This window comes from Arthrobacter celericrescens (genome assembly GCF_003614925.1).
GTDB lineage: Bacteria > Actinomycetota > Actinomycetes > Actinomycetales > Micrococcaceae > Arthrobacter > Arthrobacter celericrescens.
In genome coordinates this window covers 1-23,814 of record NZ_QYLP01000085.1, presented here as the reverse complement: position 1 = coordinate 23,814, position 23,814 = coordinate 1, and the positions used below count along the sequence as shown (strand labels likewise).

The window sequence follows — 23,814 nt, the reverse complement described above, 5'->3', positions numbered from 1 at the left end:
TTCCGAGGCGGGGTAGGGCTAAACGAGTGCGAGCCCCGTCCTTCGGGACGGGGCTCGCTTCTCAATACAGGTCCGGCATCAGCCGATCGGCGTCGGCGGTTGTTCGCCGCGGAGGACGGCGAGGGTGTTGTCGGCGGCGAGGACGGCCATGGCGGTGCGCGTCTCGACGGTGGCCGAGCCGAGGTGCGGGACGAGCACCACGTTCAGCAGGTCCAGCAGTTCCGGGTAGACCTGCGGTTCCTTCTCGAAGACGTCCAGGCCGGCGCCGGCGATCGCACCGGTGCGGAGTGCAGTGGCGAGGGCGGCTTCGTCGACGATCGGTCCGCGGGCGGTGTTGACCAGGTACGCGGTGTCCTTCATCGCTGCAAGCTCTTCGGGTCCGATCAGGTGGTGCGTGTTCGGGCCGTAGGGGCAGTGCAGGGACACGACGTCGGACACGGCCAGCAGTTCGTCCAGTTCGACCCTGCGGGCGCCGAGCTCGGCGGCGATGGCGGGGTCGATCTCGCTGCGGGACTGGTAGACGATCTCCATGCCGAAGGCCTTGGCCCGGCGTGCGGTGGCCTGGCCGATGCCGCCCATGCCCACGACGCCGAGGGTCTTGCCCTGCAGGCTGGAGCCGAGCAGGAAGAACATGCCCCATTTCCAGGACTGGCCGGCGCGGATGAGCCGTTCGCCCTCGCCGAGGCGGCGGGTGGCCATAAGGATGAGCCCGAATGCGATGTCGGCGGTGGCCTCGGTGAGGACGCCGGGGGTGTTGGTGGCGGTGATCCCGCGCCCGGTGCAGGCCGGGACGTCGATGTTGTCATAGCCCACGGCGACGTTGGAGACGACCTTGAGCTGCGGTCCGGCGGCGTCGAGCAGTTCATCATCGATGCGTTCGGTGAGCAGGCTCACGATCGCCTCGGCCCCCGCTACGCGCTGCAGGAGCTCGTCGCGGCTGATGGATTCGGTGCCGGTCCAGGCGTCGACGTCGTGTTCGGCGCGGAGCTTGTCGAGGGCGGCCTCCGGGATACGCCCGGTGACAACGACGCGGCTCATGCTTCGATCCAATCGCGCAGGCGGCCCAGGCCGTCGCGGATGGCGTCCGCTTCGATGCCGGAGTAGGCCAGGCGGATGTACTGGCGCTCCTCACTGGGCAGGCGCCGGCCGAAGTGCTCGCGGGTACAGAAGGACACACCGGTGTTGTGCAGGGCCGCGGTGGCGAAGTCGCCCACCGCCGTGTAGCCCAGGCGCTCCATGGCCCCGGTGACGTCGGGGAACAGGTAGAACGTGGACTGCGGCACGGCCACGTGCATGCCCGGGATGGAGTTCACGAGCTCACAGGCGGTGTCGCGGCGCTTCTGCAGGATGTCCAGCATCTGCTGCACGGAATCCTGCGGGCCGCGGAGCGCTTCGATGCCGGCCCACTGCACGTAGTGCGTGGTGCAGGACTCATCGTTGGTGTTGAGCTTGCTCAGCACCTGGGCGATCTCCAGCGGGGCGACGGCGCAGCCCAGACGTGAGCCGGTCATCGCGAACTTCTTGCTGAAGGTGTAGAGGATCACGGTGCGCTCGGCCATGCCCGGCAGGGACACGATCGAGCTGGAGACGCCTTCGTAGCGGGTCTCGAAGTACGCCTCGTCGGAGAGGACCCAGAGGTCGTGTTCGATCGCGATCTGGGCGATGGCCTCGCGCTCGGCGGCGGTCGATTCGGCCGAGATCGGGTTCTGCAGGTCGTTGTAGATGATCGCGGTGGTGTTCGGGGTGATCGAGGCGCGGATCTGGTCCAGGTCGATCGCGAAGCCGGTGCTGGTGGGCACGTAGCGGTAGGGCACGGCCGTGCCGCCCAGGTACTCGATCTGCGATTCGTAGATCGGGAAGCCCGGGTTGGGGTAGAGCACTTCCTGGCCCGGGTTCATGACCGCCTGCAGGAACTTCGTGATGACGGGCTTGCCGCCGGTCATGACCACCACGTTGTCCGGGGAGAAGGTCACGCCGCGGCGCGATCCGAGGTCCTCGGCGAGGGCCTCGCGCAGCTGCGGGATGCCGGGGCCGGGGCAGTAGCCCGTGTAGCCGTCGGCGATCGCCTTGTTCATCGCTTCCACGATGTTCGCAGCGGTGGGGATGTTGATATCGCCCAGATGGAAGGGGTACACCAGGTTCCCCTGCGCCTTCCAGGATGCGGCGGCCTGCGCCACGCTGAAGGCGGTTTCGGTGCCCAGACGTTCGAGCCGGTTCGCGAGTTTCTGCATGTTGTTTCACTCCTCGTCGAGTTGGAGAGCGATCCTGCGACGGATCCGGTCTAGTATATGATTGATATATCAGAGGGCAAAGGTGTTCTTCGTCACATTTCGTGACTTGCGCTTCGCAATCCGCAGCGGTTACCTGAAATCCCGCGATTTGGGTGCGGCCGGCAGGCCAAGGGCTTCCAGCCTGTCCGCCACCAGATTGGTGACGCCGTCCGGCGAGCGCTCCAGGAATCCGCGCACTACGAGGGCCACAGCTTCCCTTGCTACCCGGCGGTGCCGTTTCCACAGCCCCACACTGCAGATCACATTGAGGATGCCGCTTTCGTCTTCGAGGTTGACGAAGGTGATGCCCTGCGCGGTCTGGGGCCGCTGCCGGTGCGTGACGAGCCCGGCAGCCTCAATCCGGGTACCGGAGGCAATGTCCGCCAGCCCGTCGATCCTCAGCACCCCGCGCTTTTCCAGGATGCCGCGCACGTGCCGCATTGGATGGTCATCCGTGCTGACCCCGGTGGACCAGAGATCCTGGATGACACTCTCCTGCGGTGAGAGTTCGGGCAGCAGCGGCAACTGCACAGGCACCTGCGTTCCCGGCAACTGTCCCTGCCGCTCCAAAGCCGCGCTGCCCGCCTGCCACAGCGCTTCGCGGCGGCTCAGCCCCAGGGAATCGAGGGCGCCGGAGGAGGCGAGCGCTTCGAGTTGTTCGGAGCCAAGATCCGCCCGGCGGGAAAGGTCCGCCATGTCCCGGTAGGGGCCGTTCTCTTCCCGCTCTGCAACGATCCGTTTCGCTACTTCGGTTCCGATGTTCGTCACTCCGTCCAGTCCGAGGCGCACCGCATGGGAGGCGTCCCTGCGGTGCAGGTGGTCTTCTTTCGGCAGTTCGGGGCGGAACGGCCCGGGTTCGGGTTGCCCGGGGAGCAGGCAGGAGTCCATTCCGCCGCGGCGGGAGGTGACCGGCGCACCCGCTTCCGGGCCGCCGTCGTGCTCCTCCAGCGGTTCGAGTGTCGCTTCCGCCCGGGAACGGAGGATATCCGGCCGGAGCACCCTGACCCCGTGCCGGCGGGCATCGGCCACCAGGCTCTGCGGGGAGTAGAAGCCCATGGGCTGGGCGCGGAGCAGCGCCGCCAGGAACGCTCCCGGGTAGTGCAGCTTCAACCAGGAGCTCGCATAGACCAGCACCGCGAAACTGAGCGAGTGGGATTCGGCGAAGCCGAAGTTCGCGAAGGCCTCGATCTTGGCGTAGATCTGATCGGCGTCCTCCTTGCTGATCCCGTTGGCGGCCATCCCGGCATACAGCTTGGCTTTGAGCGACTCAATCCTTTCCACCCCGCGCTTGGAACCCATCGCCCGGCGGAGCAGGTCGGCGTCTTCCGCGGTGCAGCCGCCCACGGCGACGGCCATCTGCATCAGTTGTTCCTGGAACAGGGGGACGCCGAGGGTCCGTTCCAGCACGGGCTCCAGCAGGGGATGGAGGTAGGTGACGTCCTCTTCGCCTGAGCGGCGGCGGATGTAGGGATGCACGGCGCCGCCTTGGACGGGGCCGGGACGGATCAGGGCGATCTCCACCACGAGGTCGTAATACCTCCGTGGTTTCAGTCGGGGCAGGGTGCTGATCTGGGCGCGTGATTCCACCTGGAACACCCCGATCGAATCGGCGCGGCAGAGCATGTCGTACACCGCGGGTTCTTCCTTGGGGATCGTCTCGATTTTCCAGTGTTCCCCGAAGTTGTCCTCGATCAGGTCGAAGCAGTACTGCAGGGCCGCGAGCATCCCCAGGCCCAGGAGGTCGAACTTGACCAGGCCCATCCATTCGCAGTCGTCCTTGTCCCACTGCAGCACCGTGCGGTCCTCCATCCGGGCGTGCTCGATCGGCACCACTTCGCCCACGGGCCGTTCCGTGAGGACCATGCCCCCAGAGTGGATGCCCAGGTGCCGCGGGAAGCCCATGATCCGTTCGGCCAGTTCCAGCACGGGTCCGGGGATGCCGTCCTCCTTGCCTTCCTCGACGCCGTTCCAGCGGTCGATCCGCTTGGACCAGGCATCCTGCTGGCCCTGGCTGTAGCCCAAGGCCTTGGCCATGTCCCGCACGGCGTTCTTCGGCCGGTAGCTGATGACGTTCGCCACCTGTGCCGCGTTGAACCTCCCGTACTTGCCGTAGACGTACTGGATGACTTCCTCCCGGCGGTCGGAATCGAAGTCGACGTCGATGTCCGGTTCCTCCTCCCGGAGGCTTGAGAGGAACCGTTCGAACGGCAGCTTGTAGAAGATGCTGTCGACGGCGGTGATCCCCAGGGCGAAGCAGACGGCGGAATTCGCCGCCGAACCGCGGCCCTGGCAGAGGATGCCCCGGGACCGGGCAAACTGCACGATGTCGTGGACGATCAGGAAGTAACCGGGGAAGTCCTTCGCCTCGATCACGGCGAGTTCCTGTTCGATCCGGGCGTGGACCTCCCCGTTGGCGCCCGGATACTTCGCCGCGACCCCTTGCCGGACGAGTTCGCGCAGCCAGGAGATGGGGGTGTGCCCCTCGGGGACATCGAGCTTCGGAAGTTTAGGCCGGGCGGCCCGCAACTGGAAGGCAAGGTCGTCGGCCAGTTCCACGGTGTGCTCCACGGCGCCGGGGTAGCGGGCGAAGCGTGCGGCCATCTCCGCTCCGCTGCGCAGGTGCGCTCCGGAGCTGGACGGAAGCCAGGCATCCAGCTCGTCCAGGCTCCGCCGGGCCCGGACCGCGGCGAGCGCCGTGGCCACGGGGTACTGCCCGGGTGCGGCGTAGTGCACGGCATTACTGGCGATCAGGGGGACCCGGGCCCGCGCCGCGATCCGGGCGAGGGCGTCGTTGTGGTCCGTGTCCAGCGGGTTGCCGTGGTCGAAGAGCTCCACCACCACATTCCCGTGCCCGAAACGGTCCAGGAGGGCATCGAGTTCCCGCGCCGCGGCGCGCTCGCCTCCTGACAGCAAAGCCCGGCGCACGGCCCCTTTGCGGCAGCCGGTCAGGACCAGGCAATGGCCATGGAGTGTTTCGGCCAGGGAGTCGAGGCTGTACACCGGTTTGCCCTTCTCGGCGCCGGCGGCCAGGTGGGCCGCAGTGAGGGCGGAGGCCAGCCGGTGGTAGCCCTCTTCCTTGCGGGCGAGGACCAGCAGGTGTTCGCCTTCGGGGTCGGCTTCGCCGTGCTGGGGTTTGCCCAGGCCAAGGGAGAGTTCGCTGCCGAACACGGTCTTCAGCTGGTAGGCCTCCGCGGCCTCGGCCATCCGCACGATTCCGTAGAAGCCGTCGTGGTCGCTGAGCGTGAGGGCGTGCAGGCCCAGCCGCACCGCCTCCTCCACGAGCTCTTCCGGGGAGGAGGCGCCGTCGAGGAAGCTGTAATGCGAGTGTGCATGCAGTTCTGCATACGGGACCGATCCCTGCACCGGGGGAAGGGCGGGCAGCGGATGGTAGGGCCCGCGTTTCCGGGACCAGGCGGGGCTGTCCCCGCCGTCGCCTTTCTGCCCGTGTTCCCGTGCGGGGGGCCTGCCGGAGAGGGTGCCCTCGAACTGTGCCCAGGTGAGCGGTGAATTGTGCCAGCCCATATCGGTCTTTCTTGCTTGGTGTTGCTGGGGCCAGGTGGGTGAAGCCGCCTAGTCGTAGCGGGCTTCGGCCCACCAGCGGTCCCCGGTCAGGAGCAGGAGCCAGGCGTCGCCGTCGCCGTCGACGATCTGGAAGCGTTCGGCCTGTCGACGGCGGCCCTCGTCCCACCAGCGCTGCCGCAGCGGCCAGGGGCCGGTCCATTCGGCCACCGCCCGGCGCGGCGCGGCGCTTCCCCCGGCGGCGTCCGGGCAGAACCAGCGCGGCGGGGAAAGCAGGGTGCCGCGCTCGTCGATGCGGACTGCCTCCCCGGCCGCATCCAGCAGCTGGACCGGAACGGGGGAGGCGAAGACCGTGGCCGGCTGCGGATCCGGAATGCTTCCGGGCCAGGGCCGGGCCGCCTGGACGGCAGCCTCCCGCGGAATGGGGTCGCCCCACGGCGTGAGCAGCCGCCGTTCGCTGAGGACTCGGCCGCCGGAGACGGCGGGAACCAGCACGGCTTCCTGCCCCAGCATGCTCTGGAGCCGGCTCAGTCCGTGATGGATCTTCTCCTCGGCACCTTCGCCGAACAGGGCCTGCCCGTGGCCGGTAATGGAGTCCACCCGCCCGGGAATCAGCTCCACCCGGACGATCGCCGAGGTGATGCCGCCAGCGCTGCTGCCACCGGCGGGGTCCGCCGAACGGGGCTGGAGTTGCCAGCGCACCCGGTCGACGACGTCGTTCGCCGTGAAATGGCGGGGATGTCCCCACAGGCGCTCCGAGCGGATGCCGGAGTCGTCCAGGAGGGTGACCTTGAGTTCCGTGCACACCAGGCCCGCTTCCTGCAGCGCCGCAACGAACTCTCCGGCGGGTGCCCGCAACTGGAAGGCGATCTGGTCGATGCGGTCCAGGCCGGGTTCGAAATCCACCTGCCGGTCCAGCTTCCGCGGCGGCACCCGGGGAACCACCGCCTTGGGATCTTCGCCCCCGGCCATGGCGTGGGCCAGGACGCCGGCCGCGCCGAAACGGCCCCGGACATCGGACAGGGGGAGCCTGGTGAAATCCCCGAGGGTATGGATGCCGAGCCGCTTCAACAAGGAGGCCAGCTTCGGCTGGTCCAGGGCTTCCACGGGGAACGGGGCCAGGAAATCCCGTGACGTGTGCGGCGGCAGCACCAGGAGCGCGACGCTTTCGGTGGTGCTCCGGGCGGCCTGCACGGCGGCAAAGACGGAATCGGCAACCCCCACCCGGGCCTCGACGCCCAGGGAATCGGCGGCGTCGAGCACGGCCCCGCCCGCCGACTCCTCGCTGCCGTAATACCGGGCAGCACCCCGGGCCCGGACGGCGCACAACCCCGGACGCAGCACGTCCACCCCCGGGCTCCGCTCTTCGAGGGCGGCGAGGACGGGCTCGAATTCCCGGGCATCCCGCAGCGGGTCCGCCGGGCACACCGCCAGCGAAGTGCACCGGGTCTGGGCTTCGCGGAGCCGCAGGCCGCGGACCACGCCTTCCGCCCGGGCCTCCGCCGAACAGGCCGCCACCCTGCCCTGGGAGATGACTGCGGCGGGAACGTCGGCCGGCAGTTCATCCGCCAGCCGGGCTGCCACCAGCGGCCAGTCCGGGAACCAGGCCACCATCACCCTGGAAACCGTTCCGCCAGGCATGATTCAGGCCCCGATCCGGTACGCCGAGGCGTCTTCCGGGACCCTGCCGGCAAGGTCCACGACGGCGCTCCGGGAGGCGCCCCGCAGGGCCACTTCGAGCCGGAGCTCCTGGCGGGCAAGGTGCCCGTGCCCCTGGCCAAGGCCTTCCCATTCGTGGCCGCTGACCCGCAGGACCGCCTCGCTTTGCGGCCAGTGCCCTGCCACGAGGAGGACGGAACCGCGCTCGCGGAGCCTGGCCCCCAGGCGGGCGGCCTCTGCCGGGGCCGCCCGGGCCGGGGCGCAGGCAAGGACCACGGGGAGGACATCGGCCATGGCGGCGAGCACCTGCATCCAGCGCTCGCCGGGGTCGGGGACAAGGACCAGCCGTTCCAGTGCGACGCCGAACCCCGCCGCCGCTTCGATCCCGAAGTCGGGAAGTCCCATGACTCCGCACCATGCGCCTTGCAGCGACGGGCCGGCCAGCAGGGCCATGGCCAGGGACATGGAACCCTGCAGGGAGTACACGGCTCCGGGCCGGAGGCCGCCCGGCAGGACTGCCTTGAGCGCCGGAAGCACGGGCAGGGAATGTTCCCGTGCACGCCTGCCCTGCAGCAGGTGGATCCTGGCCTGCAGGTCCTCGCCCGGCGAGGAGCGCAAGGGGCCGGGAGGGATGTCGGGTAGTGCTTCTGGCATACTCCAATATTCGAATATATGTTCGAATACGTCAATTGCCGCAGGGCTGCCGGGAGGGTGGGGGTTCCGTTCCGGTCGGAGCCTTGGCATGGTGGTGACGCGGGGGTTGTTCGCGTGTTTGAAAAAGCGGGTGAACCGATAAAATTGGGCATTTACGGTCGAGGGGCATTGGGGCACACCGAGTTGGATGAGCGGAAAGCGGGCAGCGGCCCGGGGCATGCTGAAGCGCTGTTCGAATCCTCCGTAGGGCGTGGATTGGTCCATAAGCTTTCCCTGTCGGAAGTCTTCCTCACGGACTTTGTCCAGACGGGGCCGCAGCGTTTCGCGGCAGGTGCCCAATGGCCGCGTTGGCACGTCTTCTACGGATCCAGCGACGGCCTGCCCGACTCGGCGCTGATGGCCGAGACACTGCGGCAATCGGTGATCCTGCTGGCCCACCGCAGCGGTGTTCCCCTGGACTACAAGTTCCTGATGCCCAGGATTGGCGTGTCCATGGAAGAGGTGAAGCTGGATCCCTCGATTCCGACGCAACTCTCGCTGGAACTCGAACTCAGGGATGTGAAGCTGAGCGCCGGAACCCCCGCGGCGCTTACGGTGGATGCGACGTTCATGGTGGGCGGCGAAACCATCGGCAGGGGCAGTGCCGGGGCCCGGATCGTGACCCCTGCCGGCTACGAGCGTTTCCGCCGTTCCGCCGTGGTCGAACAGCCGCAGTCCGGGGGTGCCTTGCTTGAGGCCTCGGTGGTGGGCCATTCCACTGCCCGGAACGTGATGCTGGGGGAGGAAGTCCGGCCTTCCGTCTGGCCGCTGCGGGTGGACACGAGCCACCCGATCTTCTTCGACCACCCCCTTGACCACGTTCCGGGGATGCTCCTGATCGAGGCGGCCAGGCAGGCCGTGCGTGCCGCCATCGGCCGTCCGGACGCCGACTTTTCCCGTTTCGAAGCGGAGTTCGTGAAGATCGCCGAACTCGCCGACCCGGTGGAGCTTGCCGTGACCCTGCCGGACGCCGGGGAACGGGAGGCAACGGCGGAGCCCGGGCGGCGGGATCCGCTGCAGGTCCGGGTGCTCAATGGCGACGAGGTCCTGATGATCCTGCAGGCGGCCGTCTGGAACTGAGCCGGGCCGTAAGGGGTCCAGGGAGGTCCAGGGCGGGGCCGGGCCTCGGATTCAGCGCCGGTTCAGGCCCCCGGTTCAGTGCTGCTGGTCGCCGTGCCCGGAAGCGTGCCGGGGGATGATCGCGGGCATCATGAAGTCCCACATGTCATCGATCCGCTTCAGGACATCCTGCCGGCCCGTCATCACGTTGGAGACCATCTGGCTTCCGGTGAAGGAGGCCACCAAGTAGTGTGCGAAGTCGCTGGCGTTCAGGTCTTCCCGGATGTCCCCTTCCCGCTGGGCCTGCTGGGTCAGGAACTCCATGGTGGCCATCCAGTCCTGGTAGGGGCCCTTGACGTCCCCGTTGAATGCCGAGGCCTCGAAGGTCAGGCGGATGCCGGCGCGTACCACGGGTTCGTCGAGCAGCTGCTGGCCGAAGGTCTTGCACATGGTGATCATGGTTTCCAGGGCGGGGAGCCCGGCGGATGCGATCTTTTCCCCGGCGACCCGCACGATGTTGTGCTGCTCGGCGATGACCGCCAGGGCGAGGTCTTCCTTGGACTTGAAATGGAAGTAGAGCGCGCCCTTGGTGACGTTGGCGCGCTTGGTGACGTCGCTCAGGCTCGCATTTCCGTAGCCGACTTCCTCGAAGATGGAAGCGGCTCCCTCGATCACGGCCGTTCGGGTGGCTTTGGCTCGTTGTTGCATAGTCAGCGTCAGGACCTCTCCGGTTCCCCATCCGGGATACTTGGGTTCATGATTCCATCGATAGCCGGGGTCCGGGGAGCATGACAGCCGGCGCCGGCGCACTCCCCGGGGTGGTGGTGCTGGGCTCGTCGGGTTTCATCGGCCGCCGCATCGCCGCGTCGTTGGCCGGGAAAGCCCGGGTGACCGCGCCCTCCCGGAACCCCGGCAAGCGGAATCCCGATGGCCCCGCCGGGCCGCAGGAACACCACGCTACCAGCACGGTGGCGGACGTCACCGTGCCGGGAAGCCTGCTGCCTGTCCTGCGGGGCCTGGAGCATCCGGGCGCCGTGGTCCACGCCGTCTCGTACGTCGGCTCCGACCCGGCCCTGGCCCGCGAGGTCAACGAGGTCGGAACCCGGAACGTCATCGAACAATGCCGGCAGTCCGGCAACCCACGCCTTATCTACCTCAGCACAGCCAGTGTCCATGGGATGGGCCCGCACCGGGGCGGCGGACCGTATCCTTACGCGCCGGCCTCGGCCGCCAGCGCTGCCCGTGCGGCGGCCGAGCGGTTGGTCCTGGACTACGGCGGCGAAGTCGTGCGTCCCAACCTCGTGTTCGGCGAGGGCGACCGCTGGCTGGCGCCGGGCCTGCTGCGCATCATCGACGTGGCCCGCGGGTGGCCGGGGGATGGTGCCGCCCGTTTGTCGGTGATCGACGCCGGTAGCCTGGGGGATTTGGTGGCCGGCCTGGCGCTCGCCGAACCGCAGCCCGGACAGGCTTTCCATGCCGCCCACCCGGAGCCGGTTCCGGTTTCGGTCCTGGTGGAGGAGTTGTGCCTGGCGTCCGGACGTCCGATGCCGCGCCTTCTGGGCGACGCTCCGGAGGTGTGGCAGCCCTTGCTGGATGCGGGGTTCAGCAGGCATCAGATCGACCTTGTCACGGTGGATCATTTCTACCCCTCCGAACAGCTGTGGCGGATAGGCGGTGTGGTCCCCGGCGCAGAGCCCGCCCTTGCCGGGATGTTCGGGTCATGATCCGGTCGGAGGAGCGGCCTGCGCTGAAACCGGATGAATGGTTTGTTTAACACTGATTATGAACCTACACTGGAAGGCAGGCCAGTCTCGTTTTGCGAACCGGGCCTGAAAGCAGAAATGGGGGGAGGTGCGGCCGATTCGTCGACCGCACCTTATCTGCTTAAGTCACTCGAAACGCCGCCGCGAGGCTCTTCCGGGTGCCGATTTCCATCTCACACCGATGTGGTTTAGTATTGACGAGTTGCTTCGGCGGGAACGGAAAAGTTCCTGTCGGGTGATGTCCGGGGCTGTGGCGCAGCTGGTAGCGCACCTGCATGGCATGCAGGGGGTCAGGGGTTCGAGTCCCCTCAGCTCCACCGAAGAAAAAACACCCCGCCCGGTTGGGCGGGGTGTTTTTCTGTTTCCGAAGGAAGGCGGTTCGGGCCGATGCAGGACGTGGAACTGGACAGGGTTCTCGCCGGGCTCAGGCGGTTCCCCGATGTCGAAGCCCCGAACCTCTTCGCCCATGACGCGAGCGACAGGCTGCTCCTGGAAACCGCGGAGGAACACCTGCGCCCGGGAGCGCGGATCGCCGTCGTCGGGGACCGTTACGGTGCCCTGACACTGGGCGCCTTGGCCGCCCTCGATACCGGCGGGATCCGCGTGGCACAGGACCTCCATTCCGGGCGCAGCGCCCTGCAGCGCAACGCCGCCGCGGCCGGCTACGAGGGGCGCTTCGAGCCCTGCCCGCCGGGACCCGGGCTGTTCGCCCCGGAACTGTTCGACGGCGCGGGCCTGGTGCTGCTCCAGCTGCCGCGCTCGCTGGCGGAACTGGAAGAGATCGCCGACGCCGTTGCACGGCATGCGCCCGACGATGCGGTCCTGCTGGCCGGCGGCCGGGTCAAGCACATGTCCCTGGGGATGAACAGCGTCCTGGAACGTTACTTCCACAGCGTCCAGCCCCAGCTTGCCCGGCGGAAGTCCCGCGTCCTTGTGGCACGCGGCCCCAAGCGGCCGGCCGGGACGCCCCGCTTTCCCGTCCTGGAGCAGGTGGCGGAACTCGGCATCACCGTGGCCTCCCACGGCGCCGCCTTTTCCGGCGGGAAGCTGGACATCGGCACCCGCTTCCTCCTGACCTTCCTGGACCGCATGCCGGACGCCGACCACGCCGTCGATCTCGGCTGCGGCACCGGCATCCTCGCCACCATGTACGCGCGCAGCCGCCCCGACACGCGGGTCACCGCCACCGACCAGTCGGCGGCCGCCGTCGCCTCCGCTGCAGCCACGGCCGCGGCCAACGGCCTCGGTGACCGCATCGCCGTCGTCCACGACGACGCCATGTCCGGCTTCGACGCAGGCAGCGCGGACCTCATCCTGCTCAACCCGCCCTTCCACCTCGGAGCGAGCGTCCACGCCGGAGCGGCACTGAAGATGTTCGAGGCCGCGGCACGGGTCCTGGCACCCGGCGGCGAGCTATGGACCGTCTACAACAGCCATCTCCAGTACCGCCCTGCCCTCGAACGGCTGATCGGGTCCACCGGGGAAGTCGGCCGGAACCCGAAGTTCACCGTCACCCGCAGCGTCAGGGCCTGAGGGAACCGCCAAGCAGCTGCCGCAGCGCGAAGCGCCCGGTCTCAAGCATGTCGGGGTTGTCATCGGAGTTGCTGAGCATCGCCGTCCCCAGGACCAGGGCCCAGCCCTTGGCCCGCTCCCACTCAGCCCCGGCGGCACCGCAGGCCGCCATGAAGCGCTGCCGGCCGGCGTCGTCGAACATCAGCCAGGCGACCGCAAAGTCGACGGCGGGGTCCCCGGCGCCGAGGTCGCCGAAGTCGATCACGGCGGCCAGGCCCGCGGCCCCGTCCCCGGGTTTCCGGAACGGGACGTTGGCCGGGTGCAGGTCGCCGTGGAACCACAGCGGGGGTCCGGCATGCGGCGGCGCGGTCAGGGCCTGCGCCCACAGTGTCCGGAGCCGCCCGGCCTCCGGGTACCGGGCGGTGTCCGCCAGCCGGTCCAGCACCGCCGCCGAGCGTGCCGCCAGGGGGACCCCGCGCACGGGATTGACCGGTGCGTCGGCGGGGGCCGGCACGTGGATGGCCGTAAGGAACGCCGCCAGCTCCTCCGCGGCCCGGCCCCGTTCCGCCGGAGACAGGCGGGTGGCCGGGACGCCGTCGAACCAAGGAACGACGCTCCAGTGCCAGGGGTATCCGGCGGCAGGCCGCCCCGCAAACAACGGAGCGGGTACGGGCACGGGGGAACGGCGGGCATAGCCGGGAAGCCAGCGCTGCTCATGGACCGCCAGGTGCGCCGCGGCCTCCCGGCGGGGCAACCGCACCGCCTTGGTTCCGCCCAGGCGGTAGACGGCGTTGTCCCAGCCGTTGGCTACAAGCTCCAGGGATTCCCCGGCGAGGTCGGGGAGCTGGGCGCCGAGGAGGCGGCGGACAAGGCCGGCGGTGATTTCGACGTCGGCCCCCGGCATCAGCGCCATGGAGCCCGTTCCGCTTCGCTTCGGACGGCTTCGCGGGGACCCGCGTGTGAGCATACCGGCGGGAGCGCGGGTGACGTACGATGCAGATGCAAGTACCGCATCCGAATGATTTTAGGGGAATCCTTGACTGAGATCCGCCAGCCCACCCCGAGGCGCGGAACGAACCTGCCACGCATGGGTGACTTCAACCTCACCGTCATTCTGGATGCGATCAGGCGTTCCACTGGCGGCCTGAGCCGGGTGGAACTTGCGCAGATCGTCGGCCTGTCACCGCAGACCATCTCGAACATCTCCCGCCGCCTGCTGGACCAGAACCTTATTGTCGAAGCCGGGAAGGAAGGCAGCGGACCGGGTAAGCCGCGGACCATCCTGCGGCTGAACCCCAAGGGCATGTACGCGGTCGGAGTGCACCTGGACCCCGCCGTCATCACCTTCGTAGTGCTCGACCTGGTGGGCGACGTCGTCAAGCATTCACGGATCGCCACCCCCGCCGGTGCACCGCCCGTGGTCATCGCAGCCATCGCCGACGAAATCCAATCCCTCATCAGGGAATCCGCCGTGGACCCGGGCAAGATCGCCGGGCTTGGTGTCGCGGCTCCCGGCCCGATCGACCTCGACGAAGGGGCCGTCGTCGACCCGCCGTTGCTCAACGGCTGGCATCGGGTGCACCTGCGCGACGCGCTCGCCGAAGCCACCGGCCTGGAGACCCTGGTGGACAAGGACGTCACCAGCGCCGCCGTCGCCGAGACCTGGGCCGGCGGCGCCAGCGGAACCGGCAGCTTCGTGTTCATGTACATGGGCACCGGCATCGGCTGCGGGATCGTGATGAACGACGAGGTGGTCCGGGGAACCTCGGGCAACGCCGGCGAAATCGGCCACATCATCGTGGACCCGGGCGGACCCGCCTGCGACTGCGGTCTCAACGGCTGCGTCAAGTCCTCCGCCATCCCGCAGGTCCTGGTGACCGCGGCCGAGGAACAGGGAGTGATCGACGCCGGCCGGCAGGGCAGCGACGGGCCGGAAGTCCAGGAGAGCTTCGCCCGCCTGTGCGACGCCGCCGACGCCGGGGACGAGCGCGCGCTGGCGATCATCGACAGGTCCGCGGTGCTGGTGTCCCGGGCGGTCGCCGTCGTGACGAACACGCTGGACGTGGAGCGGGTGGTGTTCGGCGGACCGTTCTGGGGCCGCCTGGCGTCCCGCTACCTCGACCTGGTGCCGCCGCTGCTCGCGGCGAACAGCGCTGCCAACAGCATCCACGGGATCGAGGTCGTGGGAACGGGCGTGGGCGAGGACGTCGGCGCCATCGGGGCCGCGTGCCTCGTGCTCGAACACACCCTGGCTCCCCGCGCGCAGCGCCTGCTGCTGGAGGGCTGAAAGCCGGCACCCGCCGGACGGCTCTTGGGCCACAGGATCCTGAACCAAACGTGAATACCGGACATGGCTGGGCCGACTGGAGTGTGGGGCTGCAGCCGCGTGACGATCGGAGCGCCATGACCACCCCATCCCTGCCTCGCAAGACCCTGCCTCACCGAACCGAGGCCCGCCGAACCCCTGCCCGCCGTGCCGGGCTCCGTGCGGGCTCGGCGCTGCTGGCGGCCATCGCCCTGCTGGGCCTGTCCGCCTGTTCCCCGGCTGCACCTCAGGGCACGGAAGCGAAGACCCTGAAAGTGGTCTACCAGAAGACCGACTCCTACACCGCCCTGGACGATGTCCTCAAGGCGGCCAAAGCGGAGTTCGAGGCCGCCAACCAAGGCGTCACCGTGAAGCTGGAACCCATCCAGGCCAACGACGACGACTATGGGACCAAGCTCGCCCTCTCCCAGCGCTCGGCCGAAACCGCGCCCGACGTGTTCTACGAGGACACCTTCAAGGTCCGCTCCGACGTCGACGCCGGCTACCTGCTGAAACTGGACGGCTACCTCGCGCAGTGGGATGAGTGGGCCAGCTTCACCGACGCTGCCAAGGCGGCAGGGCGGGCGGACGACGGCGGCATCTACGCCGTTCCGCTCGGCACCGACACCCGGGCCATCTGGTACAACAAGACCGTCCTGCAGAAGGCCGGCATCGCCGTGCCCTGGCAGCCGAAGACCTGGGACGACATCCTCGCGGCGGCGCGCAGGATGAAGGCCGCCGACCCCACGCTGGTGCCGTTCAACATGTACGCGGGCAAGGCCACCGGCGAGGGCACCGTGATGCAGGGCTTCTACCAGCTCCTGTACGGCACGGGCAGCACGCTCTACGACGAGCAGGAAAAGAAGTGGGTGGTCGGCTCCCGGGGCTTCACCGATTCCCTGCAGTTCCTGAAGACCCTCTACGACGAGAAGCTCGCCGTCACCCCGGCCGAGGCACTGGACGCGAACGTCTGGAAGCGGGTATTCGGCGAATGGCTCCCCAAGGGCCGGATGGGCGCCACCGTGGAAGGCTCCTACACGCCGTCGTTCTGGCAGAAGGGCGGCGCCTACGAATGGCCCGGCTACACGAAGGACATGGGCGTGGCGATGTTCCCCACCCAGCATGGCCAGGCGCCCGGCGGGGTGAGCATGTCCGGCGGCTGGACCCTGGCCGTCGGTGCGAAGTCGAAGAACCCGGACCTCGCCTTCAAATTCCTCTCCACCGCCCTGAACCGCAAGAACGCCCTGTCCTTCGACGTCGCCAACTCGCAGATCGCCGTCCGCAGCGACGTCGCCGCGGACCCGGGCTACCAGGCCGCAAACCCCTTCGTGAAGGACGTCTCCTCGCTGGTCGGCGTCACGCACTTCCGCCCGGCAACGGCGGACTACCCGCGCATTTCGAGCGCGGTGCAGGAAGCCACCGAAGCGGTGATCACCGGTACGCAGACCCCGGCCGAGGCTGCGGCAGCCTATGACGCCGCCGTGAGGAAGATCGTCGGCGGGGACAAGGTCATCGAGAAGTGATCCATGCTTTCCCCTGAGCGCCGGGTGTCCCTTGGAAGCCGGCGCCCGGGCGTGATCCGGCGCCGGCTGCGGCTGCTGCCGGTCCTTCCCTCGGTGCTGCTGCTCGCCCTGTTCCTGCTGGCACCGGTGGCGTGGTCGTTCTACGCTTCCTTCACCGACGTCGCCCTGAGCGGCAAGGCGGCACGCGACCCCTCCTGGCTCGGACTGGACAACTACGCCCGCATGTTCAGCGAACCCGGGTTCCCGCTCGCACTTTGGCTGACCGTTGTATTCGTGGGAGCTTCCGCCATCGCGGGACAGAACATCCTCGGCCTGGTACTGGCCCTGCTGATGGCCCGCGGGAACCGGGTCCTGTCCCGGGCGGTGGGGGTCGCCGTCGTCGCGGCCTGGGTGCTGCCGGAGATCGTCGCTGCCTTCGCCGCTTACGCCTACTTCAGCCGGGACGGCACGCTCAACCAGCTGCTCGGCCTGGCCGGCGCGCACGGGGCCGACTGGCTGTACGCCTTCCCCATGGCCGCCGTCGTGCTGGCGAACATCTGGCGCGGGACCGCGTTCTCGATGCTCGTCTACCGCGCCGCGCTCGCCGACGTGCCCGCGGACATCATGGAGGCGGCCCTCATGGATGGCGCCGGCGGGCGGCAGCGGCTGTTCTTCATCACACTGCCGATGATCCGCAACAGCATCGCCGGCAACCTCATGCTCATCACCCTCCAGACGTTGGCGGTGTTCACCCTCATCTGGGTCATGACCACCGGCGGACCGGCCGGGGCGAGCACCACCTTGCCGGTGCTCGCCTACCAGGAGGCGTTCAAGTTCGGCGACATCGGCTACGGCACCGCCGTCGCGTCGGTGCTGATCGTGGTCGGCATGGTCTTCGGCGTCGTCTATGTCCGCCTGCTCCGGGAAGCGAAACAGTGAGCGCGCCGCTGCGTGCCGGAAGGCCCGTATGGTCGGGAACGACGACGGCGGCCTCCGCATTGCGGGGACGGCGCCGGATCCGCTGGACCGCCAACGCCGCGCTCGGCGTGGTGGGGGCGGCTTTCGTGCTGCCGCTGCTGTGGCTGGTCTTCGCGTCCCTCGACGCCGAGGCGGGGCACGCCACCCGGATTCCCCGGCAGCTGTCGCTGGCGAACTTCGCGGCGGTCCTGACTCCGGACCTGCTTTTCGTGCCGCTGGCCAACAGCGTCCTGCTCGCAGCGGGCACCGCCGTCGTGAACCTGTTGGCGGCCGTGCTCGCGGCGTACCCCCTGTCCCGGCACCCCTCGCGCTTCACCAAGCCGTTCATGTACTCGGTGCTGTTCGGCACCTCGCTGCCGGTCACCGCCATCATGGTTCCGGTGTACGGGCTGTTCGTGCAGCTGAATTTCCTGGATTCAGTTCCGGCCACCATCTTCTTCATGGCCACTACCACGCTGCCCATGGCGATCTGGATGACGAAGAACTTCATGGACTCCGTGCCTATTGAGGTGGAGGAGGCGGCCTGGGTGGACGGTGCCTCCGGCCTGGTGGCGCTGCGCACCGTGGTGCTTCCGCTGATGCGCCAAGGCCTGGGGGTGGTGTTCATCTTCGTGTTCATCCAGGCCTGGGGGAACTTCTTCGTCCCGTTCATCCTGCTGCTGTCCCCGTCCAAGCAGCCGGCGGCCGTGTCCATCTTCAGCTTCTTCGGCCAGCACGGCGCCATCGCCTACGGTGAGCTGGCCGCGTTCTCGATCCTGTATTCGCTGCCCGTCCTGCTGCTGTACATGATCGTGTCCCGCGGCTCGGTCCAGGCGTTCGCGATGTCCGGCGGCATGAAGGGCTGAGGGCCCAATCACGAGTCCGGGGCGGTGGACCCCCGTGGCGTGAGACCGCACGAGGCGAGTGTGGCGGCGGGACCGCCGGGAGTCAGTCGATGTCCTCCACGATGGTCCCGTACGGGAGGTTCTCGTCGAGGTGGGCTTGGTGGCCTGTCGGTCCGGGGTTGTAGGAGATCCGGACGCCGTGGAGCTTGTCCGCGGCCGATTGCATCAGGACCGGACGGATGGTCTGGACGACCCGCTCGCTCTGGCCTTCGAGGTACGTCTTGTAACTGTCTGGGAGCTCAATCATGGCTAAAGGATAGCCCTGCGGCCCCCGCATGGGGAGGGCTCCCCATTGCCGCATCCGGCGCGAAGGGATTGGCTGTTAAGGCCGGTTTCCTGACCGCCCGGGCCGGAAGGTCCTGGACGCAGTAGGCCAAGCCGGACGAGGCAAACCAGCGGAGGGGACCACAGGTGCTTCAGAACACCGCAACAGTCAGCATCGAGGCGAACGAAATGGCCCGGGCTCGGCAGTTGGTTGCCGCCATTTCACGGCGTTTCGAGGCCAAGGTGGTGGGGCAGGCCAGGCTGCGCGAAACCCTCCTGATCGCCCTGCTGACCGGCGGACACGTCCTCCTGGAAAGCGTGCCCGGGCTTGCCAAGACCACCGCGGCCCAGGCCGTCGCGGAATCCGTGAGCGCCGACTTCCGACGCATCCAGTGCACCCCGGACCTGCTCCCCAGCGACATCGCCGGCACCCAGATTTACGACGCCGCCAAAGGCACCTTCATCACCCAGCTCGGACCGGTCCACGCCAACGTCGTGCTCCTCGACGAAATCAACCGCTCCAGCGCCAAGACCCAGAGCGCCATGCTCGAAGCCATGCAGGAACGCCAGACCTCCATCGGCGGGCAAACCCACCCCTTGCCGGCACCGTTCCTGGTGCTGGCCACCCAGAACCCGATCGAGCAGGAAGGCACCTACCGCCTCCCCGAAGCCCAGATGGACCGCTTCATGCTCAAGGACGTGCTCGACTACCCGGACCCGGCCGAGGAAGCGGAAATCATCCGCAGGATCGACGCCGGCGTCTACAGCCCGGCGCAGCAGCTGCCGGCCGCCGTCTCCCTCGACGCGGTGCTCGAGGCACAGGAGCTTGTGCGCAGGATCTACATCGACCCCGCGATCGTGCGCTACATCGTCGGGATCGCCTACGTGACCCGGAACGCCGCCCAGTACCTGGACCCGCGCCTGGCCTCCCTCGTGGAATTCGGCGCCAGCCCGCGCGCCAGCATCGCTTTCAGCCAGGCGGCCCGGGCCCTGGCACTGCTCAACGGGCGCGACCATGTGATCCCGGAGGACGTGAAGAACCTGGCCCACCGCATCCTGCGCCACCGCGTGGTGCTGGGTTTTGACGCCGTCGTGGAAAACGTCCGGGTGGAGACCGTCATCGACGCCGTGCTCGCCTCGGTACAGACTCCCTGAGGGCGCCGGATGGCACGCCTCCTCCAGCAGGTGCAGTCGAAGATGTTCATCTTCGCGCACCGCAGGGCCCTGGGCCTGCTCGATGGCGAATACGGTTCCCTCTTCAAGGGCCGGAGCCTGGACTTCGATGACCTGCGTGCCTATACGCCCGGGGACGAAGTGCGGGACATCGACTGGAAGGCCACAGCCCGCCACGGCTCGCCCCTCGTGAAGCGCTACGTCGCCGTGCGCCGGCAGACAGTGCTGCTCGTGGTCGACACAGGACGGAACATGGCCGCGCTCGCGGCCTCCGGGGAGTGCAAGCGCGACATCGCCGTCCAGGCCCTCGGCGTCCTGGGCTACCTCGCGCACCGGCACGGCGACGTCGTCGGCCTCGTGCATGGCAACGCCGAAGGTTCCCGGACGGTTCCCCCGCGCAGCGGCGAAGACCACCTCGAACGGCTCCTGCAGGACGTGCGCCGCAGCGCTGTGCTCGACGGCGGCCCCAGCGGCATCGCGCACCAGCTCGGGCATGTGCTGCGCACCTTTTCGCGCCGGATGCTGCTGGTGGTGGTCGCCGACGGGCTCCTGCCCGACGCCGCCACGGAAATGCTGCTCCGCCGCCTCCAGGCCCGCCACGAAGTCCTCTGGTTCACCGTCCGCGATGCCGAACTGGCGGGCCCGGGGGACTCCGATGCCTTCGAGGTGGCGGACGGCTCGGGCATCCCGGCTGCCATCGCCGCCGATCCCGCAGTGCGTGCCGCCTACCTGCAGGCCGGTATCGAGCGGGAACAGCGCCGCCAGGAGGTTTTCCGGCGGCTCGGGATCGCCGAAGGCGGGGCCGGCGGCAGCGCGGACGTCCTGCCGGAACTCTTCGCCCTGCTGGAGCGCCACAGGACCCGCACATCGCGCGGCACCGGACGCACCGCATCCTCCGGACGCCCCACATTCTCCGAGGGGCCGCAGCATGCTGGATGACATCGGCTTCTACGCGCCCCTGCAGTACGGCACGCACTGGATGTGGCTGGGCCTGCTGCTGCTCGTGCTCCTCGCCTCAGGCCTTGCCTGGCTCTTCCGTCCCGCACGCACGGCAGGTACGGCCCGGACCACCGCACGGGCGCGGGACCTGCCAAGCCTCCGGGCACGCTACCTGGCGGCCATCGACGACGTCGTCGCCGACGCCGGCTCGGGCCGCCTCCCGCAACGGGAGGCACACCAGCGGCTAAGCTTGCTGCTCCGGCGCTACGCGGGGGAGGCACGCGGAATCCGGGCCACGCACATGACCTTGCAGGAACTCCACGCCTACGGGCTCGGCGCAATCGCCGAAGGGGTCGCCGGGATGTACCCGGCCGAGTTCGCCCCCGCCCGCCCGGCCGACGTCGAACAGTCCGCCGAGCTTGCCCGCCGGGCGGTGCGCACATGGAGCTGAGCTTCTGGTGGGTCCTGCCCCTCGCAGCGGCCGCACTGGCACTCGCCGTCAACCGGGCCGCGCGCCGCGCCCGCGGCAGGGACGTGCGGCCCGTTGCGCACAGCGAGAGGCTCACCGCGCTTCCCGAATACCGGCGCGCCCTGCGCCGCCACCGCCGTTGGCTCGCAACCGCCGTCGTCGCCGGTTTCCTGCTGCTCGCGGCCACGGCGCTCGCCGCAGCCCGCCCGGCCGAACGGAGCACCACCCGGCCCGAACTACGGAACCGCGACATCATCCTGTGCCTGGACGTCTCCGGCTCCATGGCCGGCACCGACGCCGCCATCACTGGAGTGTTCGAACAGCTCGCCAAGGAGTTCGACGGCGAACGCATCGGCATGGTCATGTTCGACAGCCGCGCCGTGCAGCTCTTCCCCCTGAGCGACGACTACGACTACATCGCCGGGGAACTCGCCGCCGCACGCAAAGCCTTCGACGACGGCGGGGACGCTTTCTTCAGCGGCACCTGGGGAGGCAACGGCTCCTCCCTGGTCGGCGACGGACTCGCCAGCTGCCTCCGCAGCTTCCCCGGCGACGGCAACGCCCAGGACGCGCACCGTTCCCGCAGCGTCATCCTGGCCACGGACAACTACGTCTCCGGGACCCCGGTCTTCACCCTGGAACAGGCGGCGCAGCTCGCCACGCCCCGGGGAATCCGGATCCACGCCCTCAACCCCGGAGACCTCGACTACGGGGACGACAAAGACCAGCCGGGCGCCCGGCTGAGGGCCGTCGCCGAATCGAGCGGCGGCAGCTACTTCGCGCCGGACAACCCGGACGCCGTTCCCGGCATCGTGCAGAAGGTCCGGGAAAGCGAAGCGACAGAGCACCAGGGCGCCCCGCAGCTCGTTGTCGCGGACCGGCCGGAGCTGCCGCTCCTCGCGGCCCTGCTCTCCGGCGCCGTGCTCCTGTTTGCCGGATGGAGGCTGGAACGGTGAATCCCGTGCCCCTCACTTTCGCTCCCGTGCTGCCCTGGTGGGTCATCGCCGCCTCGGCGCTCGCCGTCGTCGCCTCAACCGCCCTCCTGCTGGCCCGCGGAACGCGGCCGTCCCGGAAGAATCGCCCGGTTCTGTTGCGCGCGGCTGCGCTGCTGCTCCTGCTGGCCGCCGCACTCCGGCCCGGCTGGTCCGGCGGGGATGCCCGCACCGCCGCAGCCGGGCTCGACGTCTTCTTCGTGGTGGACAGCAGCACCAGCATGGCCGCGGAGGACTACGGCACCGGCGCACCCCGGCTGGACGGGGTCCGCAGCGACATCGCGGCCATCGCACGTGAGCTCGCCGGTGCGAAGTTCGCCCTCATCACCTTCGACAGCGATGCCGGAGTGCGCATGCCGCTCACCCGGGATGCCGACGCCCTGGCCGCCGCCACGGACATCCTGCAGCCGCAAGCGGCGGTATACGCCCGGGGCAGCAGCGTCACCGCCGCCGGGCCCGTGCTCAAGGAGCGGCTCACCGCGGCCAGGGAGCAGCACCCCGGCCGGCCCGCCGTCGTGTTCTACCTCGGCGACGGCGAGAACACCAGCATGAAGCAGGCGGCAGCGGACCTGGGCATCGATCCCGGACTCGTGTCCGGGGGAGCGGTGCTTGGTTACGGCAGCGGCCAGGGCGGCCGGATGGTTGCCGGAGACGGTGCCTACCTGCAGGAGAACGTCGACGGCGGCCGGCAGGACGCGCTGTCGCGCATCGACGAGGGGCAGCTCCGCAGGATTGCGGACGGCCTGGGCGTACCGTACGTGCACCGCGACTCCGGCGACGCCATCGGCGCCGCACTGGACGATGCCCGGCCCGGAAACCTCAGCGCCGCCGAAGAAGACGGCGAAGGCCGCACCGAGCTGTACTGGATCCCCGCACTCCTGGCCTTCGCAGCCGCGCTGCCGGGGCCCACTCGGCACGCCGTCGAGCTGAGGCGCCTCAGCGCCGGGGTTACCCGGACGGGCCGCGGGGGAGGCACGCCGTGAACCCCGTCGACAACGCCAGCACAGGGCCCGGGGCGCGGCGGCGCCGCCGGCTGCTTACCGCGGCGGTGCCCGCCGTCGTCGTGGTTGCCGCGGCCGCCAAGCTGCTCTCCCTCGCACCCCTCGGGGCGGTTGCCGAAGGCGCCTTCACCGGTAAGGACGGGTCCGCGCTGGCCGCAGCCGCGGAGTGGCTCGGCGCCGTCAACGTCATCGAGCCATACAAGGCGGACTTCGCCAGGGGAGACGCGCACGTGCTCCGCGGTGACTTCGCAGCGGCCAGGGCCTCCTTCGTAACTGCCCTCAGCGGCGCACCGGAACGCGACGGCTGCAGGATCCGGGTCAACCTGGTCCTCAGTATCGAGAAGCTCGGCGACGGCCGGGGCAATGCCGGGGACGACGCCGGTGCAAGGACCCTGTACCAGGAGGGGCTCGGCGTCATCCATCAGGCGCCCCCGGGTTGTTTTGAACCCGGCGGGGAAGGCAACACCCAGGGCGAGGGCGGCCGGCTGTCCGACGCCCGGGAGCGGCTCGGCACGAAGGCCGGCCAGGCCGGCAACCAGGGCAAGGACGGCGGGAAAGTCCAAGCGGAAAATCCACCCGCGCAGCAGAAGCTCGAGCAACTGGAAGAGTCGGAACGCCAGGCCCGGCAGGACCGCCAGGAGAGCGAGCAGCGCGACGAATACCTGCGGAGCCCGGATGACGGCATTCCCGTCGAACGGCCCTGGTGAGTGCGGGCATGGAACATTTGCACACGGTCGGCTTCCACGAAGGCTGTCCGCGCGGAGCTGCTGAGAGCCGCCAAGTAGCCAACAGCACCGCAGCAACGCCGCGGCCGCCCACCGGAAGGTGGGCG

General features: G+C 69.1%; 21 protein-coding genes and 1 tRNA gene. 14 read left to right on the top strand and 8 right to left on the bottom strand.

Annotated elements, in window-relative coordinates; all coding sequences use genetic code 11:
* Nucleotides 1-78: 78 nt before the first annotated feature.
* The 5 genes from D3654_RS14700 to D3654_RS14680 form a co-directional block, all read right to left on the bottom strand.
* Entirely contained in the window at nucleotides 79-1,038 is a 960-nt protein-coding gene (locus tag D3654_RS14700) for a 2-hydroxyacid dehydrogenase (protein WP_120522231.1), read from the bottom strand.
* Complete coding sequence (locus D3654_RS14695; protein ID WP_120522230.1) at nucleotides 1,035-2,231, bottom strand: pyridoxal phosphate-dependent aminotransferase; 1,197 nt, start codon at nucleotides 2,229-2,231, stop codon at nucleotides 1,035-1,037. Before D3654_RS14695 ends, D3654_RS14700 begins: the two co-directional genes overlap by 4 nt.
* Before the next feature lie 129 nt (nucleotides 2,232-2,360).
* The gene (locus tag D3654_RS14690) at nucleotides 2,361-5,792 is read right to left on the bottom strand and encodes an error-prone DNA polymerase (RefSeq protein ID WP_120522229.1); all 3,432 of its coding nucleotides are present in this window, start codon (nucleotides 5,790-5,792) and stop codon (nucleotides 2,361-2,363) included.
* Nucleotides 5,793-5,840: 48 nt separating this feature from the next.
* Nucleotides 5,841-7,430 (bottom strand): DNA polymerase Y family protein, encoded by a 1,590-nt coding sequence (locus tag D3654_RS14685; protein WP_120522228.1) that lies wholly within the window; start codon nucleotides 7,428-7,430, stop codon nucleotides 5,841-5,843.
* A 3-nt stretch (nucleotides 7,431-7,433) separates the two neighbouring features.
* The gene (locus D3654_RS14680) at nucleotides 7,434-8,102 is read right to left on the bottom strand and encodes a hypothetical protein (protein WP_162943750.1); all 669 of its coding nucleotides are present in this window, start codon (nucleotides 8,100-8,102) and stop codon (nucleotides 7,434-7,436) included.
* Nucleotides 8,103-8,357: 255 nt separating this feature from the next.
* On the opposite strand from D3654_RS14680, the gene D3654_RS14675 reads away from it, so the two are divergent.
* Nucleotides 8,358-9,221 carry a ScbA/BarX family gamma-butyrolactone biosynthesis protein gene (locus D3654_RS14675; protein ID WP_162943749.1) on the top strand — a complete coding sequence of 288 codons (864 nt, stop codon included), beginning with the start codon at nucleotides 8,358-8,360 and terminating at the stop codon, nucleotides 9,219-9,221.
* Between the two features lie 75 nt (nucleotides 9,222-9,296).
* Here D3654_RS14675 and D3654_RS14670 read toward each other — a convergent pair whose 3' ends face one another.
* Entirely contained in the window at nucleotides 9,297-9,908 is a 612-nt protein-coding gene (locus D3654_RS14670) for a ScbR family autoregulator-binding transcription factor (protein WP_120522225.1), read from the bottom strand.
* A gap of 80 nt (nucleotides 9,909-9,988) precedes the next feature.
* Here D3654_RS14670 and D3654_RS14665 point away from each other — a divergent pair, with 80 nt between their 5' ends.
* From D3654_RS14665 to D3654_RS14655, 3 genes are all read left to right on the top strand, one after another.
* Nucleotides 9,989-10,924 (top strand): NAD-dependent epimerase/dehydratase family protein, encoded by a 936-nt coding sequence (locus D3654_RS14665; protein ID WP_120522224.1) that lies wholly within the window; start codon nucleotides 9,989-9,991, stop codon nucleotides 10,922-10,924.
* A gap of 283 nt (nucleotides 10,925-11,207) precedes the next feature.
* Nucleotides 11,208-11,280 (top strand) — tRNA-Ala (locus tag D3654_RS14660).
* 70 nt (nucleotides 11,281-11,350) lie between these two features.
* Entirely contained in the window at nucleotides 11,351-12,496 is a 1,146-nt protein-coding gene (locus D3654_RS14655; protein ID WP_120522223.1) for a class I SAM-dependent methyltransferase, read from the top strand.
* On the opposite strand, the gene D3654_RS14650 is transcribed toward D3654_RS14655, so the two are convergent.
* Nucleotides 12,486-13,388 carry an aminoglycoside phosphotransferase family protein gene (locus tag D3654_RS14650; RefSeq protein ID WP_120522222.1) on the bottom strand — a complete coding sequence of 301 codons (903 nt, stop codon included), beginning with the start codon at nucleotides 13,386-13,388 and terminating at the stop codon, nucleotides 12,486-12,488. The two genes, D3654_RS14655 and D3654_RS14650, sit on opposite strands and share 11 nt — an antisense overlap.
* A gap of 123 nt (nucleotides 13,389-13,511) precedes the next feature.
* Between D3654_RS14650 and D3654_RS14645 the strand changes: the two genes are divergently transcribed.
* The 4 genes from D3654_RS14645 (at nucleotide 13,512) to D3654_RS14630 (ending at nucleotide 18,105) form a co-directional block, all read left to right on the top strand.
* Nucleotides 13,512-14,762, top strand: a complete 1,251-nt coding sequence (locus tag D3654_RS14645; RefSeq protein ID WP_245413252.1) for an ROK family transcriptional regulator — start codon at nucleotides 13,512-13,514, stop codon at nucleotides 14,760-14,762.
* Nucleotides 14,763-14,878: 116 nt separating this feature from the next.
* Nucleotides 14,879-16,303, top strand: a complete 1,425-nt coding sequence (locus tag D3654_RS14640) for an extracellular solute-binding protein (RefSeq protein ID WP_120522220.1) — start codon at nucleotides 14,879-14,881, stop codon at nucleotides 16,301-16,303.
* A 3-nt stretch (nucleotides 16,304-16,306) separates the two neighbouring features.
* The gene (locus D3654_RS14635) at nucleotides 16,307-17,221 is read left to right on the top strand and encodes a carbohydrate ABC transporter permease (protein ID WP_120522219.1); all 915 of its coding nucleotides are present in this window, start codon (nucleotides 16,307-16,309) and stop codon (nucleotides 17,219-17,221) included.
* A 59-nt stretch (nucleotides 17,222-17,280) separates the two neighbouring features.
* A complete protein-coding gene (locus D3654_RS14630) occupies nucleotides 17,281-18,105 on the top strand; it encodes a carbohydrate ABC transporter permease (protein ID WP_120522218.1) in 825 nt (274 codons plus the stop codon).
* An 82-nt stretch (nucleotides 18,106-18,187) separates the two neighbouring features.
* Here the strand turns inward: D3654_RS14630 and D3654_RS14625 are convergent, their stop codons facing one another.
* The gene (locus D3654_RS14625) at nucleotides 18,188-18,391 is read right to left on the bottom strand and encodes a hypothetical protein (protein ID WP_245413251.1); all 204 of its coding nucleotides are present in this window, start codon (nucleotides 18,389-18,391) and stop codon (nucleotides 18,188-18,190) included.
* A 164-nt stretch (nucleotides 18,392-18,555) separates the two neighbouring features.
* Here D3654_RS14625 and D3654_RS14620 point away from each other — a divergent pair, with 164 nt between their 5' ends.
* The 6 genes from D3654_RS14620 to D3654_RS14595 are packed head-to-tail and all read left to right on the top strand — an operon-like array spanning nucleotide 18,556 to nucleotide 23,689.
* Nucleotides 18,556-19,563 (top strand): AAA family ATPase, encoded by a 1,008-nt coding sequence (locus tag D3654_RS14620; protein WP_120522217.1) that lies wholly within the window; start codon nucleotides 18,556-18,558, stop codon nucleotides 19,561-19,563.
* A gap of 9 nt (nucleotides 19,564-19,572) precedes the next feature.
* A complete protein-coding gene (locus tag D3654_RS14615) occupies nucleotides 19,573-20,520 on the top strand; it encodes a DUF58 domain-containing protein (RefSeq protein ID WP_120522216.1) in 948 nt (315 codons plus the stop codon).
* Nucleotides 20,510-20,971, top strand: a complete 462-nt coding sequence (locus D3654_RS14610; RefSeq protein WP_120522215.1) for a hypothetical protein — start codon at nucleotides 20,510-20,512, stop codon at nucleotides 20,969-20,971. The genes D3654_RS14615 and D3654_RS14610 overlap by 11 nt, the downstream gene beginning before the upstream one ends.
* The gene (locus D3654_RS14605) at nucleotides 20,962-21,945 is read left to right on the top strand and encodes a vWA domain-containing protein (protein ID WP_120522214.1); all 984 of its coding nucleotides are present in this window, start codon (nucleotides 20,962-20,964) and stop codon (nucleotides 21,943-21,945) included. The genes D3654_RS14610 and D3654_RS14605 overlap by 10 nt, the downstream gene beginning before the upstream one ends.
* 5 nt (nucleotides 21,946-21,950) lie before the next feature.
* Nucleotides 21,951-22,964: a vWA domain-containing protein gene (locus tag D3654_RS14600; protein WP_245413250.1), complete on the top strand. Its 1,014-nt coding sequence runs from the start codon at nucleotides 21,951-21,953 to the stop codon at nucleotides 22,962-22,964.
* A complete protein-coding gene (locus D3654_RS14595; RefSeq protein WP_120522212.1) occupies nucleotides 22,961-23,689 on the top strand; it encodes a hypothetical protein in 729 nt (242 codons plus the stop codon). The genes D3654_RS14600 and D3654_RS14595 overlap by 4 nt, the downstream gene beginning before the upstream one ends.
* Nucleotides 23,690-23,814: the final 125 nt, after the last annotated feature.